This is a genomic window from Pseudomonas sp. NPDC008258 (assembly GCF_042956345.1).
GTDB lineage: Bacteria > Pseudomonadota > Gammaproteobacteria > Pseudomonadales > Pseudomonadaceae > Aquipseudomonas.
The window spans coordinates 224,345-242,301 of record NZ_JBIBGE010000001.1; the positions used below are offsets into that span (position 1 = coordinate 224,345).

Genomic DNA, 17,957 nt, shown 5'->3' on the forward strand with positions numbered 1-17,957 from the left:
GGGTGCCAGGGCTAGCCTATTTGTCCACGCTGACGCCGTAGAAGGCGTTCAGCGCGAACGGGCTGATCTTGAAGTCCTTCACCTTGGCGCTCATCGGCTGGTAGACGGTGGAGTGGGCGATCGGGGTGATCGGTACCTGCTCCTTGAGGATGTGCTGCGCCTTTTGGTACAGCTCGGTGCGTTTGGCCTGGTCGGAGGTGGCCTTGGCCTGCTTGATCAGGTCGTCGTAGGGCTTGTAGCACCACTTGGAGAAGTTGTTGCCGTCGATGGCATCGCAGCCGTAGAGGGTGCCCAGCCAGTTGTCCGGGTCACCGTTGTCGCCGCTCCAGCCAATCAGCATGGCGCCCTGTTCACCGCCTTTGGAGCGTTTGATGTACTCACCCCATTCGTAGCTGACGATTTTTGCCTTGATGCCGATCTTGGCCCAGTCGGATTGCAGCATTTCGGCCATCAGCTTGGCATTGGGGTTGTACGGCCGCTGCACCGGCATGGCCCACAGGGTGATCTCCGTGCCTTCCTTGATGCCGGCCTCCTTGAGCAGCTGCTTGGCCTTTTCGGGGTCGAACGGGGCGTCCTTGATGCTGTCGTCATAGGACCATTGGGTCGGCGGCATGCCGTTGACTGCCAGTTGGCCTGCACCCTGGTAGACCGACTCGATGATCTTTTTCTTGTCCACGGCCATGTCCAGCGCTTGGCGCACCTTCAGCTGGGCCATGGGGTTGGGCTCGTTGCTGCCCTTGATCTTGTCCATCACGTTGTAGGCGATGTAACCGAGGTTGAAGCCGGCCTGCTGTGGCATTTGCAGGTTCTTGTCGGCCTTTAGCGGTTCGATGTCGGCCGGGCGCGGGAACAGCGTGACCTGGCATTCGTTTTTCTTCAGCTTTTGCATGCGCACCGACGCATCGGTGGTGATGGCAAAGATCAGGTTGTCGATCTTCACATCATCGGGCTGCCAGTAGTCCTTGTTGCCCTTGAAGCGGATCTGCGCGTCCTTCTGGTACTTGCTGAACACGAACGGGCCGGTGCCGATCGGCTTCTGGTTGATGTCGGCGGCTTTGCCGTTTTTCAGCAACTGATCGGCGTATTCGGCGGACTGGATCGAGGCGAAGCTCATGGCAAGGTTCTGGATGAACGCGGCGTCCACTTCGTTGAGAGTGAACTGCACCGTGTGCTCGTCGAGCTTCTCAACCTTGGCGATGTTCTTGTCCATGCCCATGTCGGTGAAGTACGGGAACTCGGTGGGGTAGGCCTTGCGGAAGGGGTGGTCCTTGTCGAGCATGCGGTTGAAGGTGAACAGCACGTCGTCGGCGTTGAAGGGGCGGGTGGGCTTGAAGTAGTCGGTGGTGTGGAACTTGACCCCTTCGCGCAGGTGGAAGGTGTAGGTCTTGCCGTCGTCGGTCACTTCCCATTTGGTCGCCAGGCCCGGGATGACTGCGGTACCGCCACGTTCGAACTGGGTCAGGCGGTTGAACACGGTCTCGGCCGAAGCGTCGAAGTCGGTCCCTGTGGTGTATTGCCCCGGGTCGAAGCCTGCCGGGCTGCCTTCGGAGCAGAACACCAGGTTGGACGCGGCCAGGGCCGACGGTGCACCGGTGAGCAAGCCTGCGCCTAGCAGGAACGGAATGACTGCGTGTTTGAGCATGGTGGCCTCATTGTTGTCATTTTTTGGATGAGGTGGCCTCGTGAGCCGACCTGCCGATACTTATGCAGGGGGTGTTCCCATTGCAACAGGTAGAAGGATAGTTGGCGCCAGAAAAGTAGTACGACCGTACATGGATGTCGCATCGGTATAACTTTCGGCGAAGTTAAACGTTTGCGTAGGCAAAATGATGGCTTTTTGCGGGATGTTTCGGGGCGGGAGTAAATGTAGGAAGCACCTTAAAGGTGCGTAGGAAGGGGCTGAATAGCGCTGATTTTGCGCTTAGGTATGGTTCGTGTGGGAGCGGGCGTGCCCGCGAACACGGGCGAAGCCCGTGCCATCCATCGCGTAGGCTTTTTCGCGGGCATGCCCGCTCCCACAGGTACGTAGTAACTGTTACGGCATCTGCACTTCGATAAGCCCATCGGCATTCATGCTGACTTCACTGGTACCCGCTTCGATATCCGGCGCTGGTGCCGCCTCGTCAGCCCCCATCGCTTTCATCGCCATCGGCGCACTGCGCAGGTACGGGCGCGGGTAGCCGCTGCTGTTCAGGTTCAGGCTGACCACTTTATAGCCCTTGCCACCCAGCGCCTCGGTGGCCAGTTGCGCGCGCGCCTTGAAGGCATCGACCGCGTCCTTGAGCAGTGCGTCTTCGCTGGCCTTGCGCGTGGTCGGGGCGATGGAGAAGTCCATGCCGCCCATTTTCAGCTCTTGCAGCAGGTCGGCGGTAAGCTGGGACAGGGCCGGGAAGTTGGCGCTTTCCAGGCGCAGCTCGGCGCGCTCGCGCCAGCCGGTGATCTTCTGGCCTTTGCTGTCATACACCGGGTAGCTGTTGCGGCTGCCCTGGCTGATCTTCACATCTTTGACCTGGCGCGACTGCTGTACGGCCTTGTTCATGGTTTCGGTGATCTGCTTGGCAAGCTTGCCCGGGTCGGTGTTCTGCGCTTCGCTGTACAGGGTCACGACCATCAGGTCGCGCGGTACTTCCTTGCTGACTTCGGCGCGCAGGGAAACCTGGTTGTAACGCGGCTCATCGGCAGCCAGCGCCGGCAGGCTGGCAAGCAGGCCGCAAGACAGGGCAAGGGCGGCGCCGCGACGTGGGATTTGCATGTGGTACTCCTTGGCAATAAAGGGCGTGGGTTCTGGCCATCCATTCCACGCATGGCCCATAAGACCGGCATCAGTGTAGTGGGTTCAAAAGTGCCATCATGAACCTGTGACAAAGTGTGGCGCTTTGCCGCATCGCTGCAGCGATGCGCCCGGCTTCGGTATACTCCAGCCGATTTTTCTGGAGCACTCATCAGGAGAGCTCATGCTCGCCGCCGTACAACCGCTGTCCGCTACCCGCCAGAATCTCTGGCGCCTGACCGTCATTCGAGTCCTGGTCCTGGCTGCCCAGGCCGGCTCCGTGGGCGTTGCCTACTGGACCGAACTGCTGCCGTTGCCGTGGCTATCGCTGGCTGGCACCTTGGCGTTGTCCTCACTGCTGTGTGCGTTCACGGCGTTGCGCCTGCGCCTGTCGCTGCCGGTCACCGAAATGGAGTACGCCCTGCAACTGGCGTGCGATCTGCTGATTCACAGTGCCTTGCTGTATTACTCGGGCGGTTCGACCAACCCGTTCGTGTCGTATTACCTGGTGCCGCTGGCGATTGCTGCTGTTACCTTGCCGTGGCTGTATTCGCTGATCCTTTCGGGTATCGCCCTGACGGCCTACAGCCTGCTGCTGGTGCAGTTCTACCCGCTGGAAGGCCTGCCCATGGCGCGGGACAAGATGCAGGTATACGGCATGTGGCTGAGCATTGCCTTGGCTGCTGCGGTGATCACCTTCTTCGCCGCGCGCATGGCCGAAGAATTGCGTCGCCAGGAGCAACTGCGTTCCGAACGGCGCGAAGAAAGCCTGCGTGATGAGCAGTTGCTGGCTGTGGCCACCCAGGCCGCCGGTGCTGCCCACGAGCTGGGCACGCCGCTGGCAACCATGAGCGTGCTGCTGAACGAAATGCGCCAGGACCATGCCGACCCGTTGTTGCAGGAGGACCTGCAGATCCTTCAGGACCAGGTAAAGTTGTGCAAGGAAACCCTGCAACAGCTGGTGCGCGCTGCCGAAGCCAATCGCCGCCTGGCGATCGTGGAGCAGGACGTGACCGCTTGGCTGGACGAGGCGCTGAACCGCTGGCACCTGATGCGTCCGGAGGCCAGCTACCGCTTCCAGCGCCTGCGTGACGGCAAGGTGCCGCGGCTGACCCCGCCGCCGGACCTGACCCAGGCGCTGCTGAACCTGTTGAACAATGCCGCCGATGCCTGCCCCGATGACCTTGAAGTGCGCCTGGACTGGGACGCCCAGGACATCGTCATCAGCATCCGCGACCACGGCCCCGGCGTGCCGCCGGCCATTGCCGAAGCCATCGGCAAACCCTTCATTACCACCAAGGGCAAAGGCTTTGGCCTTGGCCTGTTCTTGAGCAAGGCCAGCGTGACCCGTGCGGGCGGTTCGGTGAAACTCTATAGTCATGAACAGGGTGGCACCCTGACCGAACTGCGCCTGCCCTATGGCAAGCGAGGAGATGAATGATGAGCGAAGAAAACCAGGTCGAAAGCGAAGAGCTGCCGCACCTGCTGCTGGTGGATGACGATGCCACCTTTACCCGGGTCATGGCCCGTGCCATGAGCCGTCGCGGTTTCCGCGTGAGCACTGCCAGTTCTGCCGAAGAGGGCTTGATCCTGGCCCAGCAGGACCTGCCGGACTATGCCACGCTGGACCTGAAGATGGACGGTGACTCGGGCCTGGTGCTGCTGCCCAAGCTGCTGGAACTGGACCCGGAAATGCGCGTGGTGATCCTGACCGGGTACTCGAGCATTGCCACGGCGGTGGAAGCGGTCAAGCGCGGCGCCTGCAACTACCTGTGCAAACCGGCCGACGCCGATGACGTACTGGCAGCGCTGCTGTCGGAACACACCGACCTGGATACCCTGGTGCCGGAAAACCCGATGTCGGTCGACCGCCTGCAGTGGGAGCATATCCAGCGCGTGCTGAACGAGCATGAGGGCAATATCTCGGCCACTGCGCGGGCGCTGGGCATGCACCGGCGGACCTTGCAGCGCAAATTGCAGAAGCGCCCGGTTCGGCGCTGATTCTGTGTTAGCTTCTTCGCGGGCACGCCCGCTCCCACAAATACCGCGCCGCCCTTGAGAGCAGCGCCGTACCTGTGGGAGCGGGCGTGCCCGCGAAGAGGCCAGCACTGGCAGCGCAGAATCTGAAAGGCATGTGCTTTTATCGCGCTCGATCCCCGCAAATCCCAGCCGTTGGCGTATCATTAGCCCCCTAACGGCAACCCCCTCCAGGATCGCTTGCGCATGCTCGCCCTTCTTATCCAGACGCTGAACATCACGGCACCGGTCTTCGCCATGTTGTTCATGGGCGTACTGCTCAAACGCATCCACCTGATCGACGACAATTTCAACCGCGTCGCCTCGCAGCTGGTGTTCAACGTGTGCATGCCCGCGCTGTTGTTCCTCGGCATCTACCACGCCGACCTGGCGTCCGCAGTAAAGCCTGGTGTCATCCTCTACTTCATCGTGGCTACCCTGGTCGGCTTCGCCATTGCCTGGGGCCTGGCCATCTGGCGCAGCCCGCTGGCCGAGCGTGGTATCTATACCCAAGGCGCGTTCCGCGGCAACAACGGCGTAATCGGCCTGGCCCTGGCCGCCAGCCTGTACGGTGACTATGGTATTTCCCTGGGGGCGGTACTCGCTGGCCTGGTCATCCTCATGTACAACTCGCTGTCGGCAGTGGTACTGGCGGTGTATAGCCCGGACCTCAAGTCCGACCCGTGGAGCATCTGCAAGAGCATCTTCAGCAACCCGCTGATCATCAGCGTGCTGGTCGCCACCCCGATGGCGTACGGCCAGGTGCCGCTGCCCAACTGGTTGCTGACCTCTGGCGACTACCTGGCGCAGATGACCCTGCCGCTGGCGCTGATCTGTATTGGTGGCACCCTGTCGCTGGCGGCGCTGCGCGACAGTGGCCGGCTGGCGATCGATGCCAGCCTGGTGAAGATGGTCTGGCTGCCGCTGCTGGGTACCCTGGGCGCGTGGCTGTGCGGCTTCCGAGGGGCCGAGCTGGGTATCCTGTTCCTGTACATCGGTAGCCCGACCGCAGCGGCCAGCTACGTGATGGCGCGGGCGGCCAACGGCAACCACGAGTTGGCTGCATCGATCATCGTGATCACTACCTTAATGGCGGCGATCACCACCAATATCGGCATTTTCATCTTGCAGTGGGGCGGATGGATCTAGATCCTTGACTGCAAACAACACAAAAAACACAGCCTCACTGAGCTAAAGGACACTTCATGCAAGACCAGAGCACGCCCGAGCGGTTACAGCGCGGGCTGAAGAATCGCCATATCCAGCTGATCGCGCTGGGCGGGGCCATCGGTACCGGGTTGTTCCTGGGCATTGCCCAGACCATCCAGCTGGCCGGCCCTTCCGTTCTGCTGGGTTATGCCATTGCCGGCCTGATGGCCTTCCTGATCATGCGCCAGTTGGGCGAAATGGTGGTGGAAGAGCCGGTTGCCGGCAGCTTCAGTCACTTCGCCCACCAGTACTGGAGCGAGTTCGCCGGCTTTGTCTCGGGCTGGAACTACTGGGTGGTGTACGTGCTGGTCGGCATGGCCGAGCTGACCGCGGTCGGCATCTACGTGCAGTACTGGTGGCCAGAGTTTCCCACCTGGGCCACGGCGGCGATCTTCTTCGTGGCGATCAACCTCATCAACCTGACCCAGGTGAAAGTCTACGGCGAGATGGAGTTCTGGTTCGCCCTGGTCAAGGTGGTGGCTATCGTCAGCATGATCGGCTTTGGCGCCTGGCTGTTGAGCAGCGGCCACGGCGGCCCGGATGCCAGCGTGGCCAACCTGTGGCAGTACGGCGGCTTCTTCCCTAATGGGGTCACCGGCCTGGTGATGGCGCTGGCGGTGATCATGTTCTCGTTCGGTGGCCTGGAGCTGGTGGGTATAACCGCCGCCGAGGCCGACAACCCGCGCCAGAGCATCCCCAAGGCCACCAACCAGGTGGTGTACCGTATCCTGATCTTCTACATCGGTGCCCTGGCAGTGCTGCTGTCGCTGTACCCGTGGCAGAAGGTGGTGCAGGGTGGCAGCCCGTTCGTGATGATTTTCCACGAGCTGGACAGCGACCTGGTGGCGACCATCCTCAACATCGTGGTGCTGACGGCTGCGCTGTCGGTGTACAACAGCTGTGTGTACGCCAACAGCCGCATGCTGTTCGGCCTGGCCAGCCAGGGTGATGCGCCGCGTCAGTTGCTGAAGGTGAGCCGCAGCGGCGTGCCGCTGACGGCGTTGGGTGTTTCGGCGTTCGCGACCGGCCTGTGCGTGGTAATCAACTACCTGATGCCGGGTGAGGCCTTTGGCTTGCTGATGGCCTTGGCGGTGTCGGCGCTGGTGATCAACTGGGCAAGCATCAGCATCACCCACCTGAAGTTCCGCAAGGCCAAGCTGGCAGCCGGCATTACCCCATTCTACAAGAGCCTGGGGCACCCGCTGACCAACTACCTGTGCTTGGCGTTTATCGTGCTGATTCTGGTGGTGATGTACCTGACACCGCCGATTCGCATCTCGGTGATGCTGATCCCGGCGTGGATCCTGGTGCTTTGGGTCGCCTTCAAGATGAAAAAGGCTCGCCAGGCCAAATAGACAAGGCAGGCCCGGCCTCTTCGCGGGCGCGCCCGCTCCCACAGGTACTGCACAGGCTTCGAAGCCTATGGGGTCCCTGTGGGAGCGGGCGTGCCCGCGAAGAGGCCGGGCCTGAAAGAGGCTGGATCAGCCTTGGTAACTGTCGATCACTTCCTGCGCTGCACGGAACGCATCAATCGCCGCTGGCACCCCCGCATACACCGCGCAATGCAGCAGCGCCTCGCGAATCTCCTCTACCGTACAGCCGTTGTTCAATGCTCCGCGCACATGCCCCTTGAGCTCTTGCGGGCACTTGAGCGCCGTGAGCGTGGCCAGGGTAATCAGGCTGCGGGTTTTCAGCGGCAGCCCGTCGCGGGCCCACACGCTACCCCAGGCATGTTCGTTGACGAAGTCTTGCAGCGGCTGGGTAAAGTCAGTGGCATTGCCCAAAGCGCGGTCGACGAACGCATCGCCCATTACCTGGCGGCGAATCTGCTCGCCGGTCTTGTTGCTCTCAGCCATGTTGTTTTCCTTAGTGTTGGCGACGCCAGGCGCGCACGGTGGTGTAGAGCAACACCACGGCGAGCACTGGCAGTACATAGAACAGCATCAACTTCTCAAGCCGGCCAGCCAGTGGCAGACCCATGGTGAACGCCGCTACGTGCAGGCCGTAAGCCACGTACAGGCAAAGGAACACCAGGCCTTCGGCGCGGGTTATGCGATAGCCGGAATAGAACACCGGCAGGCTCAGCGCGGCAACGCCTAGCATTACGGGCAGGTCGAACGACAGCGCATTGGGCGAGATCGAAAGCGGCTCCGGGGTGACCAGCGCAGTCAGGCCAAGCACGCCCAGCAGATTGAACAGGTTACTGCCGATCACCGTACCCACGGCAATCTCCCGTTCGCCGCGCAAGGCCGCGATGAGCGCGGCGGCGAGCTCTGGCAAAGAGGTACAGATGGCGACGACAGTCAGGCCAATGATGCGCTCGGACAAACCAAGGTCGGTGGCCACCTCGACGGCAGCCTCCAGCAGCAGGTGGCCCGCCAGGCTCAGCAGGCCGAACCCGGCCAGCACTTGCAACAGCGTGCCCGACCAGAAGCGCCCGGCACTGGATTTTGCAGTGTGCGGGGCAGGGTAGGTACGCGCGTAGTGACGCGACTGGTGCCAAAGCATCGCCAGGTAACCGGCAAGGCCAAGCAGCAACAGAACCCCTTCGCCCCTGCCCAGGTGCCCGTTGGCAGCCAGCGCATAGACCAGGCCGCTGGCCACGATCATCAGCGGAATGTCCAGGCGTACCAGCTGACGCGATACGCGCAGGGGGATGATGAGCGCGGCAAGGCCGAGAATGACCAACACGTTGAAGATGTTGCTGCCAATCACGCTGCCCACGGCCACATCCGGCGCGCCCTGGTAGGCCGCTTGCAGGCTGACGGTGAGTTGTGGCGCGGTACTGCCGAAGGCCACCAGGCTCAGGCCGATGATCAGAGGGCGTACATGAAGGCGCTGAGCCAGGCGCAGCGCGGCGCGCACCAGCAGCTCAGCGCCGCCGACCAGCAACAGCAGGGCGAGGCCCAGTTGCAGGAGGCTGAAGGTGGGAAGGGTGGCCAGGTCGAAAATGGTCGGACTCCTGTCGCGTCAGTCACTAAGCCCTTGTACTCGCACGCGTGCCGTTCCGTTACGGAGCATGCCGATTTTTTCTGCGGCGGCGCGAGACAGGTCGATCAGCCGGCCGCGGGTATGCGGGCCGCGGTCGTTGATGCGTACCACCACGCTGCGCTGGTTGGCCATGTTGGTAACCAGAACGCGGGTGCCGAAGGGCAGGCTGCGGTGGGCGGCGGTAAGGCCGTGCTGGTTGAAGGGTTCGCCGCTGGCAGTGCGTTTGCCGTGGTGGCGTGAACCGTAATAGGAAGCAGTGCCCGTCTGGTCGTAACCACGCGGGTCGATGTCGTGGCTGGCGCAGCCGGCCAGGAAAGAGAAGAGGGCCAGGGTGCTCAGGGATCGTTTTAGCAATTCAAATGCTCCGGTGTGGCCATTCGCGGGCAAGCCCGCTCCCACAGGTATGTCGCCACCTTTGGAAGCGGCGCTGTAGCTGTGGGAGCGGGCATGCTCGCGAACGAGGGCAAAGCCCTCGCAGGACTACAAGGGTAAAACAATCACCCTTCGAGCTTGGCCTTGAGCAATTGGTTCACCTGCCCCGGGTTGGCCTTGCCTTTGGAAGCCTTCATTGCCTGGCCGACGAAGAAGCCGAACATCTTGCCGCGCTTGGCCTCATCTGCCGCGCGGTACTGCTCGACCTGCTCGGCGTTGGCCGCCAGCACTTCGTCGAGCATCTTGTCGATCGCGCCGGTGTCGGTAACCTGCTTCAGGCCTTTGCTTTCGATGATGCTGTCGGCATCGCCTTCACCGCCAGCCATGGCCTCGAACACGGTCTTGGCGATCTTGCCGCTGATGGTGTTGTCGCGGATGCGCAGCAGCATGCCACCCAGTTGCGCAGCGCTGACAGGCGCCTGGTCGATTTCGATGCCCAGCTTGTTCAGCAGGCTGCCCAGCTCGACCATGACCCAGTTGGCGGCCAGCTTGGCGTCGCCACCGATCTTCACCACTTCTTCGAAGTAGTCCGCCTGTTCGCGGCTGGAAGCCAGCACGTTGGCATCGTAGGCCGACAGGCCGTACTGGCTCTGGAAGCGCTCGACCTTCTGTGGCGGCAGCTCCGGCAGGCCGGCGCGCACGGTTTCGAGGAAGCTGTCCTCGATCACCACCGGCAGCAGGTCCGGGTCGGGGAAGTAACGGTAGTCGTTGGCTTCCTCCTTGCTGCGCATGGAGCGGGTTTCGTCCTTGTTCGGGTCGTACAGGCGGGTTTCCTGCACCACCTTGCCGCCGTCTTCGATCAGGTCGATCTGGCGCTGGATTTCGCTGTTGATCGCGCGCTCGATGAAGCGGAACGAGTTGACGTTCTTGATCTCGCAGCGGGTGCCGAACTCGGCCTGGCCTTTCGGGCGGATCGACACGTTGCAGTCGCAACGCAGCGAGCCTTCGGCCATGTTGCCGTCGCAGATGCCCAGGTAGCGCACCAGCGCGTGGATCGCCTTGACGTAGGCCACGGCCTCCTTGGCGCTGCGCATGTCTGGCTCGGAAACGATTTCCAGCAGCGGGGTGCCGGCACGGTTCAGGTCGATGCCGGTAGAGCCGCTGAAGTCTTCGTGCAGGCTCTTGCCGGCGTCTTCTTCCAGGTGTGCGCGGGTGACCCCGATGCGCTTGATGGTGCCGTCTTCCAGGGCGATGTCCAGGTGGCCCTTGCCGACGATTGGCAGGTCCATCTGGCTGATCTGGTAACCCTTGGGCAGGTCCGGGTAGAAGTAGTTCTTGCGCGCAAACACGTTGCGCTTGCCGATCTCGGCATCGATGGCCAGGCCGAACATGCACGCCATGCGCACGGCTTCCTGGTTCAGCACCGGCAGTACGCCGGGCATCCCCAGGTCAACCAGGCTGGCCTGGGTGTTCGGCTCGGAGCCAAAGGTGGTGGCGCTGCCGGAGAAGATCTTCGACTGGGTGGCGAGCTGAGTGTGGATTTCCAGCCCGATCACAACTTCCCATTGCATGTGTGAATTCCTCAGAAGCCGTTGGGGGCGCGGGTGTGCCAGTCGGTCACTTGCTGATAGCGGTGCGCGACGTTGAGCAGGCGGCCTTCCTGGAAGTACGGCGCCAGCAGCTGCACGCCGACCGGCAGGCCGTCGACGAAGCCGGCCGGCATCGACAGGCCCGGCAGGCCCGCCAGGTTGGCGGTGATGGTGTAGACGTCTTCAAGGTAGGCGGCGACCGGGTCGCTGCTCTTGGCGCCAAGTTTCCAGGCCGGGTTTGGCGTGGTTGGGCCGAGGATCAGGTCGACGTCGTTGAAGGCAGCCATGAAGTCGTTCTTGATCAGGCGACGGATTTGCTGCGCCTTCACGTAGTAGGCGTCGTAGTAACCAGCCGACAGGGCGTAGGTGCCGACCATGATGCGGCGCTGTACTTCCACGCCGAAGCCTTCGCCGCGGGAACGCTTGTACAGGTCGGTGAGGTCTTTCGGCGCGTCGCAGCGGTAGCCGAAACGCACGCCGTCGAAGCGCGACAGGTTGGAAGAGGCTTCAGCCGGGGCGATCACGTAGTAGGCCGGGATGGCGTGCTGCATGTTCGGCAAGCTGATTTCCTTGACCACGGCACCGAGCTTTTCCAGCTCTTTGACGCTGGCCTGGACCAGGTCGGCGATGCGTGGGTCGAGGCCGGCACCGAAGTACTCCTTCGGCAGGCCGATGCGCAGGCCCTGCAGCGAACCATTGAGGGTGGCGCTGTAATCCGGCACCGGCTCTTCGATGCTGGTGGAATCCTTGGCATCAAAGCCGGCCATGCCTTGCAGCAGCAGGGCGCAGTCTTCGGCAGTGCGGGCCAGCGGGCCGCCCTGGTCAAGGCTGGAGGCGTAGGCGATCATGCCCCAGCGCGACACACGACCGTACGTCGGCTTGAGGCCGGTGAGGTTGGTCAGTGCCGCCGGCTGGCGGATCGAACCGCCGGTGTCGGTGCCGGTGGTAGCCGGCAGCAGGCGTGCGGCCACGGCAGCGGCCGAACCGCCCGACGAACCGCCCGGGACGTGTTCGAGGTTCCACGGGTTCTTCACCGCGCCATAGTGGCTGGATTCGTTGGCCGAACCCATGGCGAACTCGTCCATGTTGGTCTTGCCCAGGGTGACCATGCCGGCTTCGGCCAGCTTGGCGACCACGGTGGCGTCATACGGCGCCTTGAAGTTGTCGAGCATCTTCGAGCCGCAGCTGGTGCGTACGCCGTTGGTGCAGAACAGGTCCTTGTGGGCGATCGGCGCACCCAGCAGCGCGCCGGTTTCGCCAGCGGCGCGGCGGGCGTCGGCGGCACGTGCCTGGCCCAGGGCCAGGTCTTCGGTGACGCTGATGAAGCTGTTGATCTGCGGGTCGAGCTGCTTGATGCGCGCCAGCAGGGTGCCGGTCAGCTCTTCGGAGGAAAACGACTTGTCGGCGAGTCCGCGGGCGATCTCGGCCAGGGTCAATTGATGCATGGCAGGCTCTATCCCTTACTCGATGACTTTAGGAACCAGGTACAGACCACTTTCGGTCGACGGCGCGATAGCCTGGTAGGCATCGCGCTGGTTGTGTTCGGTGACCTGGTCGGGACGCAGGCGCTGGCTGGCCTCCAGCGGGTGGGCCAGGGGCTCGATGCCGGTGGTATCCACCGCTTGCATCTGGTCGACCAGGCCGAGGATGCTGTTCAGGGCGTCGGTAATGCGTGGCAGTTCGCCATCATTCAGCCCCAGACGGGCCAGATGGGCGATCTTTTCCACGTCGCAGCGTTCAAGCGCCATGGGGATCTCCAAGGGAAACAAAGAACGGAATTTGGGTCCGCGATGAGGAACATGTCAGCTTTCTGGCGGTCCAACGGCCGCGATCATCGGCTGGCATGCTCGGAAAAACAGCCAATTTAACATATTGGCTCCTTGCCCAAAATCCCTGCCATTGTTAGAGTTTGCCGCACTTTTTTACCCACGCTTTCCCCAGGGTCACTTTCCCATGTTCAAGAAACTGCGTGGCATGTTTTCCAGCGATCTCTCCATCGACCTGGGTACTGCCAACACCCTTATTTACGTGCGTGAGCGCGGTATCGTCCTGAATGAGCCCTCGGTTGTTGCCATCCGTACCCATGGCAATCAGAAAAGCGTCGTCGCCGTCGGTACCGAAGCCAAACGCATGCTGGGCCGTACGCCTGGCAACATTGCTGCCATTCGTCCGATGAAGGACGGCGTCATCGCCGACTTCAGCGTCTGCGAAAAAATGTTGCAATATTTTATCAACAAGGTTCACGAGAACAGCTTCCTGCAGCCAAGCCCGCGTGTGCTGATCTGCGTGCCGTGCAAGTCGACCCAGGTAGAGCGCCGCGCCATTCGCGAGTCGGCCCTGGGTGCCGGTGCCCGTGAAGTGTTCCTGATCGAAGAGCCGATGGCCGCTGCCATTGGTGCCGGCCTGCCGGTTGAAGAGGCACGTGGCTCGATGGTCGTCGATATCGGTGGCGGTACCACTGAAATCGCCCTGATCTCGCTGAATGGCGTGGTCTATGCCGAATCCGTCCGCGTTGGCGGCGACCGCTTCGACGAAGCCATCGTCACTTACGTGCGCCGTAACTACGGCAGCCTGATCGGCGAATCCACCGCCGAGCGCATCAAGCAGGAAATCGGTACCGCCTACCCGGGCGGCGAAGTGCGCGAAGTCGACGTACGTGGCCGTAACCTGGCCGAAGGCGTACCGCGTGCCTTCACCCTGAACTCCAACGAAGTGCTCGAAGCGTTGCAGGAATCGCTGGCGACCATCGTCCAGGCGGTCAAGAGCGCCCTGGAGCAGTCGCCGCCCGAGCTGGCTTCGGACATCGCCGAGCGTGGCCTGGTGCTGACCGGTGGTGGTGCGCTGCTGCGTGACCTCGACAAGCTGCTGGCCCAGGAAACCGGCCTGCCAGTGATCGTCGCCGAGGACCCGCTGACCTGTGTCGCCCGTGGCGGCGGTCGCGCCCTGGAGATGATGGACAAGCACGCGATGGACCTGCTCTCCAGCGAGTGATCCCACTCGCTGCTCACGAGCGCCCGGTTTACAGGTAGTACGCACAGTGCTACCTGTATGTGCTGGGCTGGCGCCCGTTCAGGGCGCCGTATCCGTCAACCCGCAACCAGGCTGGTGCGTTGTCCCATGTCCAATGACCTCCTGAGTCGTCCACGAGGAACGGCCCATTAAACCGCTTTTCTCCAAGGGCCCTTCGCTGGGCGTTCGCCTGCTCGTACTGGTGGTGATGTCGGTCGCGTTGATGGTTGTCGACGCGCGCTTCGACGTGCTCAAGCCTGTGCGCAGCCAGATGGGCGTGGTACTGATGGAGTCGTACTGGATCACCGACTTGCCGCAGCGTGCGTGGCAAGGCGTTGCCGGCCAGTTCGGCAGCCGCAACGAACTGATCGCCGAAAACGAAAAGCTCAAGACCGAAGCCCTGCTGTTGCAGGGGCGTTTGCAGAAGCTCGCCGCCCTGACCGAGCAGAACGTGCGCCTGCGCGAGTTGCTGAACTCTTCGGCGCTGGTCAACGAAAAGGTCGAAGTAGCCGAACTGATCGGTGTCGACCCCAACCCGTTCACCCACCGCATCCTGATCAACAAGGGTGAGCGTGATGGCGTGTTCCTTGGCCAGCCGGTGCTCGATGCGCGTGGCCTGATGGGCCAGGTGGTCGAGTTGATGCCCTACACCTCGCGGGTGCTGTTGCTGACCGACACCACCCACAGCATTCCGGTGCAGGTCAACCGCAACGGCCTGCGTGCCATCGCCAGCGGCACCGGTAACCCCGAGCGCCTGGAGCTGCGGCATGTGGCCGATACCGCCGACATCAAGGAAGGCGACCTGTTGGTCAGCTCCGGTATGGGCCAGCGCTTTCCGGCCGGCTACCCGGTAGCCACGGTCAATGAGGTGATCCACGACTCCGGCCAGCCGTTCGCCATCGTGCGTGCCATCCCCACCGCCGCGCTCAATCGCAGCCGCTACATGCTGCTGGTGTTCAGCGACCGGCGTACCCCGGAGCAGCGCGCTACCGACGCCGCCATCGCCCAGGAAGAGGCTGACCGCAAGGGTGGCGCGGTAACAAGCCCAGGCGAGCAGGGCACGCCAGCCGGCAGTGCGCCTGTCGTACCGGCCACAACGCCTGCGCCGACAGCTCCGGCCGCACAGCCCGCAGTCCCGGCGGCTGCCCCTGCAACGCCAGCTGCAGCGCCCGCTGCACCCGCTCATACCCGGAGACAATGATGGCTGCTTCACGCCGCAACAACGGCTGGGTCATCTGGCTGACTTTCGCCATCGGCCTGCTGCTCAGCGTCTCGCCCATGCCGCAGTTCATGGAAGTGTTCCGGCCCATGTGGCTAGCCTTGCTGGTGTCCTTCTGGACCTTGGCCGTGCCGAACAAGGTCGGCATGACCACGGCGTTCGTGCTGGGCCTGGCCGAGGACGTGCTGTACGGCACCCTGCTGGGGCAGAACGCGCTGATCCTTACCCTGATCACATTCCTGGTGCTGTCGCTGCAACAGCGCCTGCGCATGTTCCCCATGTGGCAGCAGAGCCTGGTGATCCTGGTGATCTTCGGTATCGCCCAGTTGATCCAGTTGTGGCTCAGCGCCCTGACCGGCAACCGCCTGCCCACGTTGGCGCTGGTCTGGTCGGCGGTCATCAGTGCCTTGCTCTGGCCGTGGATCAGCTTCGCCCTGCGCGACTTGCGCCGACGCTTGCATATCAACTGACGGCGATGCCGACACTGACAGGGAGATGTCTGCATGAACCCGCTTTACCTGGCCTCCGGCTCGCCCCGCCGTCGTGAACTGCTGACCCAGATCGGCGTGCCGTTCAGCGTCGTCAGCGCCCCCATCGATGAAACCCCGCTGCCCGGCGAAAGCGCGCCGGCCTACGTCGAACGCCTGGCTCGGGCCAAGGCTGCTGCAGGCCTGGCCAGCCTGACAGATCCGGTGCAGGCCCTTCGCGGGCACGCCCGCTCCCACAGGTCCGGTCATGATCTTGAAAGCAGCGCGGTCCCTGTGGGAGCGGGCGTGCCCGCGAAGGGCCGCCTTGCGGCCCCGGGAGAACGAGCAGTAGTACTCGGCGCAGACACTGCCGTGGTGCTCGATGGTCGTATTCTCGGCAAGCCGCAAAACCGTGAAGATGCCCTGGCCATGCTGGCCGACCTGTCAGGCCGCGAGCATCAGGTACTGACTGCGGTCGCTCTCATCGACGGGCTGCGCACGCAAAGCCTGTGCGTTACCAGCCAGGTTCGCTTTCGCGTGATCAGCGACGAAGAAGCCCAACGCTACTGGGCCAGCGGCGAGCCGGCGGACAAGGCGGGTGGCTACGCCATCCAGGGCCTGGGCGCGGTGTTCGTCACTGGCCTGTCCGGCAGCTACTCGGCAGTGGTGGGTTTGCCCCTCAGTGAAACGGCCGATCTGCTCGGCCAGTTTGGCGTTGCCTGCTGGCAGCCGCCCATGCCTACGCCAGAGGTAACAAACCCGCAGTAGCCAGCAGTGCGTACGCCATCCATCATTACAAGAGACCTTTGACGAGAGCCTGCCATGAGTGAAGAGATCCTGATCAACATCACCCCGATGGAGTCACGTGTGGCGGTGGTGGAAAACGGGGTACTGCAGGAGGTGCACGTCGAGCGCACCCAGCGGCGGGGCATCGTTGGCAATATCTACAAGGGCAAGGTGGTGCGCGTGCTGCCTGGCATGCAGGCGGCCTTCGTCGACATCGGCCTGGAGCGCGCGGCGTTCATCCATGCCTCGGAAATCTCCCAGCGTGAAGGCTCGGCGGTAGAGAACATCACTGCGCTGGTGCACGAAGGCCAGGCGCTCGTGGTGCAGGTGACCAAGGACCCGATTGGCTCCAAAGGTGCACGCCTGACCACCCAGTTATCGATTCCTTCACGCTACCTGGTGTACATGCCGCGCAGCAGCCATGTCGGTATTTCGCTGAAGATCGAAGACGAAGCCGAGCGTGATCGCCTCAAGCAGGTGGTCAGCGACTGCATGGAAAGCGAAAACATCAAGGATGCCGGCGGTTTCATTTTGCGCACCGCCGCCGAGGGCGCACGTTCTGAAGAGATCCTGCAGGATATCCGCTACCTGCGCCGCCTGTGGGAGCAGATCGGTACCCAGATCAAGACGTGCGGCGCGCCCACGGTCATCTACGAGGACCTTGGCCTGGCCCTGCGTACCCTGCGTGACCTGGTCAACCCGAAGATCGAGAAGATCCGCATCGACTCGCGGGAAACCTTCCAGAAGACCACGCAGTTCGTCGGCGAACTGATGCCGGAGATCGCCGACCGCCTCGAACACTACCCTGGCGAGCGTCCGATTTTTGACCTGTACGGCGTCGAAGACGAGATCCAGCGTGCCCTGGAACGCAAGGTGCCGCTCAAGTCTGGCGGCTACCTGGTGGTCGACCCGGCCGAAGCCATGACCACCATTGACGTGAACACCGGTGCTTTCGTCGGCCATCGCAACCTGGAAGAGACCATCTTCAAGACCAACCTCGAGGCCGCCACCGCCATCGCCCGGCAACTGCGCCTGCGCAACATCGGCGGCATCATCATCATCGACTTCATCGACATGGAAGATGAAGAGCACCAGCGCCAGGTGCTGCGTACCCTGGAAAAGCAGCTGGAACGCGATCACGCCAAGACCAACATCATCGGCATCACCGAACTGGGCCTGGTACAGATGACCCGCAAGCGCACCCGGGAAAGCCTGGAGCAGGTGCTGTGCGAGCCATGCCTGGCCTGCCAGGGCCGCGGCAAGCTGAAAACCCCCGAGACCATCTGCTACGAGATTTTCCGCGAGATCCTGCGCGAGGCGCGTGCCTATCAGGCCGAGGGCTACCGGGTGCTGGCCAACCAGAAGGTGGTCGACCGCCTGCTGGATGAAGAGTCCGGCAACGTGGCGGAGCTGGAGGCTTTCATTGGTCGAACCATTCGCTTCCAGGTCGAGTCGATGTATTCGCAGGAACAATACGACGTGGTGCTGCTCTGAGGTCTTCCAGAACGCAGCGCTGGATGACCGGCCTG

Annotated in this window: 17 protein-coding genes; 9 read left to right on the forward strand and 8 right to left on the reverse strand. The window is 62.8% G+C overall.

Annotation, left to right across the window (positions count from 1 at the left end):
- Window positions 1-16: 16 nt before the first annotated feature.
- Both ACFY9W_RS00980 and ACFY9W_RS00985 read right to left on the reverse strand, forming a co-directional pair.
- Window positions 17-1,642 carry an ABC transporter substrate-binding protein gene (locus tag ACFY9W_RS00980; RefSeq protein WP_391124534.1) on the reverse strand — a complete coding sequence of 542 codons (1,626 nt, stop codon included), beginning with the start codon at window positions 1,640-1,642 and terminating at the stop codon, window positions 17-19.
- Between the two features lie 393 nt (window positions 1,643-2,035).
- Window positions 2,036-2,752, reverse strand: coding sequence for an SIMPL domain-containing protein (locus ACFY9W_RS00985; protein WP_391124537.1), 717 nt, complete (start codon window positions 2,750-2,752; stop codon window positions 2,036-2,038).
- A 202-nt stretch (window positions 2,753-2,954) separates the two neighbouring features.
- Here ACFY9W_RS00985 and ACFY9W_RS00990 point away from each other — a divergent pair, with 202 nt between their 5' ends.
- The 4 genes from ACFY9W_RS00990 (at window position 2,955) to ACFY9W_RS01005 (ending at window position 7,350) form a co-directional block, all read left to right on the forward strand.
- Window positions 2,955-4,211 (forward strand): ATP-binding protein, encoded by a 1,257-nt coding sequence (locus ACFY9W_RS00990; RefSeq protein WP_391124540.1) that lies wholly within the window; start codon window positions 2,955-2,957, stop codon window positions 4,209-4,211.
- A complete protein-coding gene (locus ACFY9W_RS00995; protein WP_003255244.1) occupies window positions 4,211-4,771 on the forward strand; it encodes a response regulator transcription factor in 561 nt (186 codons plus the stop codon). Before ACFY9W_RS00990 ends, ACFY9W_RS00995 begins: the two co-directional genes overlap by 1 nt.
- A 222-nt stretch (window positions 4,772-4,993) precedes the next feature.
- Complete coding sequence (locus ACFY9W_RS01000) at window positions 4,994-5,935, forward strand: AEC family transporter (protein WP_025753795.1); 942 nt, start codon at window positions 4,994-4,996, stop codon at window positions 5,933-5,935.
- Window positions 5,936-5,991: 56 nt separating this feature from the next.
- Window positions 5,992-7,350 (forward strand): amino acid permease, encoded by a 1,359-nt coding sequence (locus tag ACFY9W_RS01005; protein ID WP_391124545.1) that lies wholly within the window; start codon window positions 5,992-5,994, stop codon window positions 7,348-7,350.
- Between the two features lie 126 nt (window positions 7,351-7,476).
- On the opposite strand, the gene ACFY9W_RS01010 is transcribed toward ACFY9W_RS01005, so the two are convergent.
- The 6 genes from ACFY9W_RS01010 to gatC all read right to left on the reverse strand — a co-directional run bounded on the left by ACFY9W_RS01010 (window position 7,477) and on the right by gatC (window position 12,695).
- Window positions 7,477-7,851 carry a carboxymuconolactone decarboxylase family protein gene (locus ACFY9W_RS01010; RefSeq protein ID WP_391124548.1) on the reverse strand — a complete coding sequence of 125 codons (375 nt, stop codon included), beginning with the start codon at window positions 7,849-7,851 and terminating at the stop codon, window positions 7,477-7,479.
- A 10-nt stretch (window positions 7,852-7,861) separates the two neighbouring features.
- On the reverse strand, window positions 7,862-8,905 hold the full coding sequence (locus ACFY9W_RS01015; RefSeq protein ID WP_391124807.1) for a calcium/sodium antiporter: 1,044 nt from the start codon (window positions 8,903-8,905) through the stop codon (window positions 7,862-7,864).
- Window positions 8,906-8,965: 60 nt separating this feature from the next.
- Window positions 8,966-9,340 carry a septal ring lytic transglycosylase RlpA family protein gene (locus ACFY9W_RS01020; RefSeq protein WP_391124551.1) on the reverse strand — a complete coding sequence of 125 codons (375 nt, stop codon included), beginning with the start codon at window positions 9,338-9,340 and terminating at the stop codon, window positions 8,966-8,968.
- A 143-nt stretch (window positions 9,341-9,483) separates the two neighbouring features.
- The gene (gatB, locus tag ACFY9W_RS01025; protein ID WP_391124554.1) at window positions 9,484-10,929 is read right to left on the reverse strand and encodes an Asp-tRNA(Asn)/Glu-tRNA(Gln) amidotransferase subunit GatB; all 1,446 of its coding nucleotides are present in this window, start codon (window positions 10,927-10,929) and stop codon (window positions 9,484-9,486) included.
- Window positions 10,930-10,940: 11 nt separating this feature from the next.
- Window positions 10,941-12,392 carry an Asp-tRNA(Asn)/Glu-tRNA(Gln) amidotransferase subunit GatA gene (gene gatA / locus ACFY9W_RS01030; RefSeq protein WP_391124557.1) on the reverse strand — a complete coding sequence of 484 codons (1,452 nt, stop codon included), beginning with the start codon at window positions 12,390-12,392 and terminating at the stop codon, window positions 10,941-10,943.
- 15 nt (window positions 12,393-12,407) lie between these two features.
- Window positions 12,408-12,695: an Asp-tRNA(Asn)/Glu-tRNA(Gln) amidotransferase subunit GatC gene (gene gatC, locus ACFY9W_RS01035; RefSeq protein ID WP_391124560.1), complete on the reverse strand. Its 288-nt coding sequence runs from the start codon at window positions 12,693-12,695 to the stop codon at window positions 12,408-12,410.
- A gap of 205 nt (window positions 12,696-12,900) precedes the next feature.
- Here gatC and mreB point away from each other — a divergent pair, with 205 nt between their 5' ends.
- The 5 genes from mreB to rng all read left to right on the forward strand — a co-directional run bounded on the left by mreB (window position 12,901) and on the right by rng (window position 17,922).
- Complete coding sequence (gene mreB / locus ACFY9W_RS01040; RefSeq protein WP_003255163.1) at window positions 12,901-13,938, forward strand: rod shape-determining protein MreB; 1,038 nt, start codon at window positions 12,901-12,903, stop codon at window positions 13,936-13,938.
- Window positions 13,939-14,104: 166 nt separating this feature from the next.
- A complete protein-coding gene (gene mreC, locus ACFY9W_RS01045) occupies window positions 14,105-15,157 on the forward strand; it encodes a rod shape-determining protein MreC (protein WP_391124809.1) in 1,053 nt (350 codons plus the stop codon).
- The gene (gene mreD / locus ACFY9W_RS01050) at window positions 15,157-15,645 is read left to right on the forward strand and encodes a rod shape-determining protein MreD (protein ID WP_015269051.1); all 489 of its coding nucleotides are present in this window, start codon (window positions 15,157-15,159) and stop codon (window positions 15,643-15,645) included. Before mreC ends, mreD begins: the two co-directional genes overlap by 1 nt.
- A gap of 33 nt (window positions 15,646-15,678) precedes the next feature.
- Window positions 15,679-16,410 (forward strand): Maf family nucleotide pyrophosphatase, encoded by a 732-nt coding sequence (locus tag ACFY9W_RS01055; protein ID WP_391124563.1) that lies wholly within the window; start codon window positions 15,679-15,681, stop codon window positions 16,408-16,410.
- Window positions 16,411-16,464: 54 nt separating this feature from the next.
- Window positions 16,465-17,922, forward strand: a complete 1,458-nt coding sequence (rng, locus tag ACFY9W_RS01060; protein ID WP_391124566.1) for a ribonuclease G — start codon at window positions 16,465-16,467, stop codon at window positions 17,920-17,922.
- Window positions 17,923-17,957 lie beyond the last annotated feature (35 nt).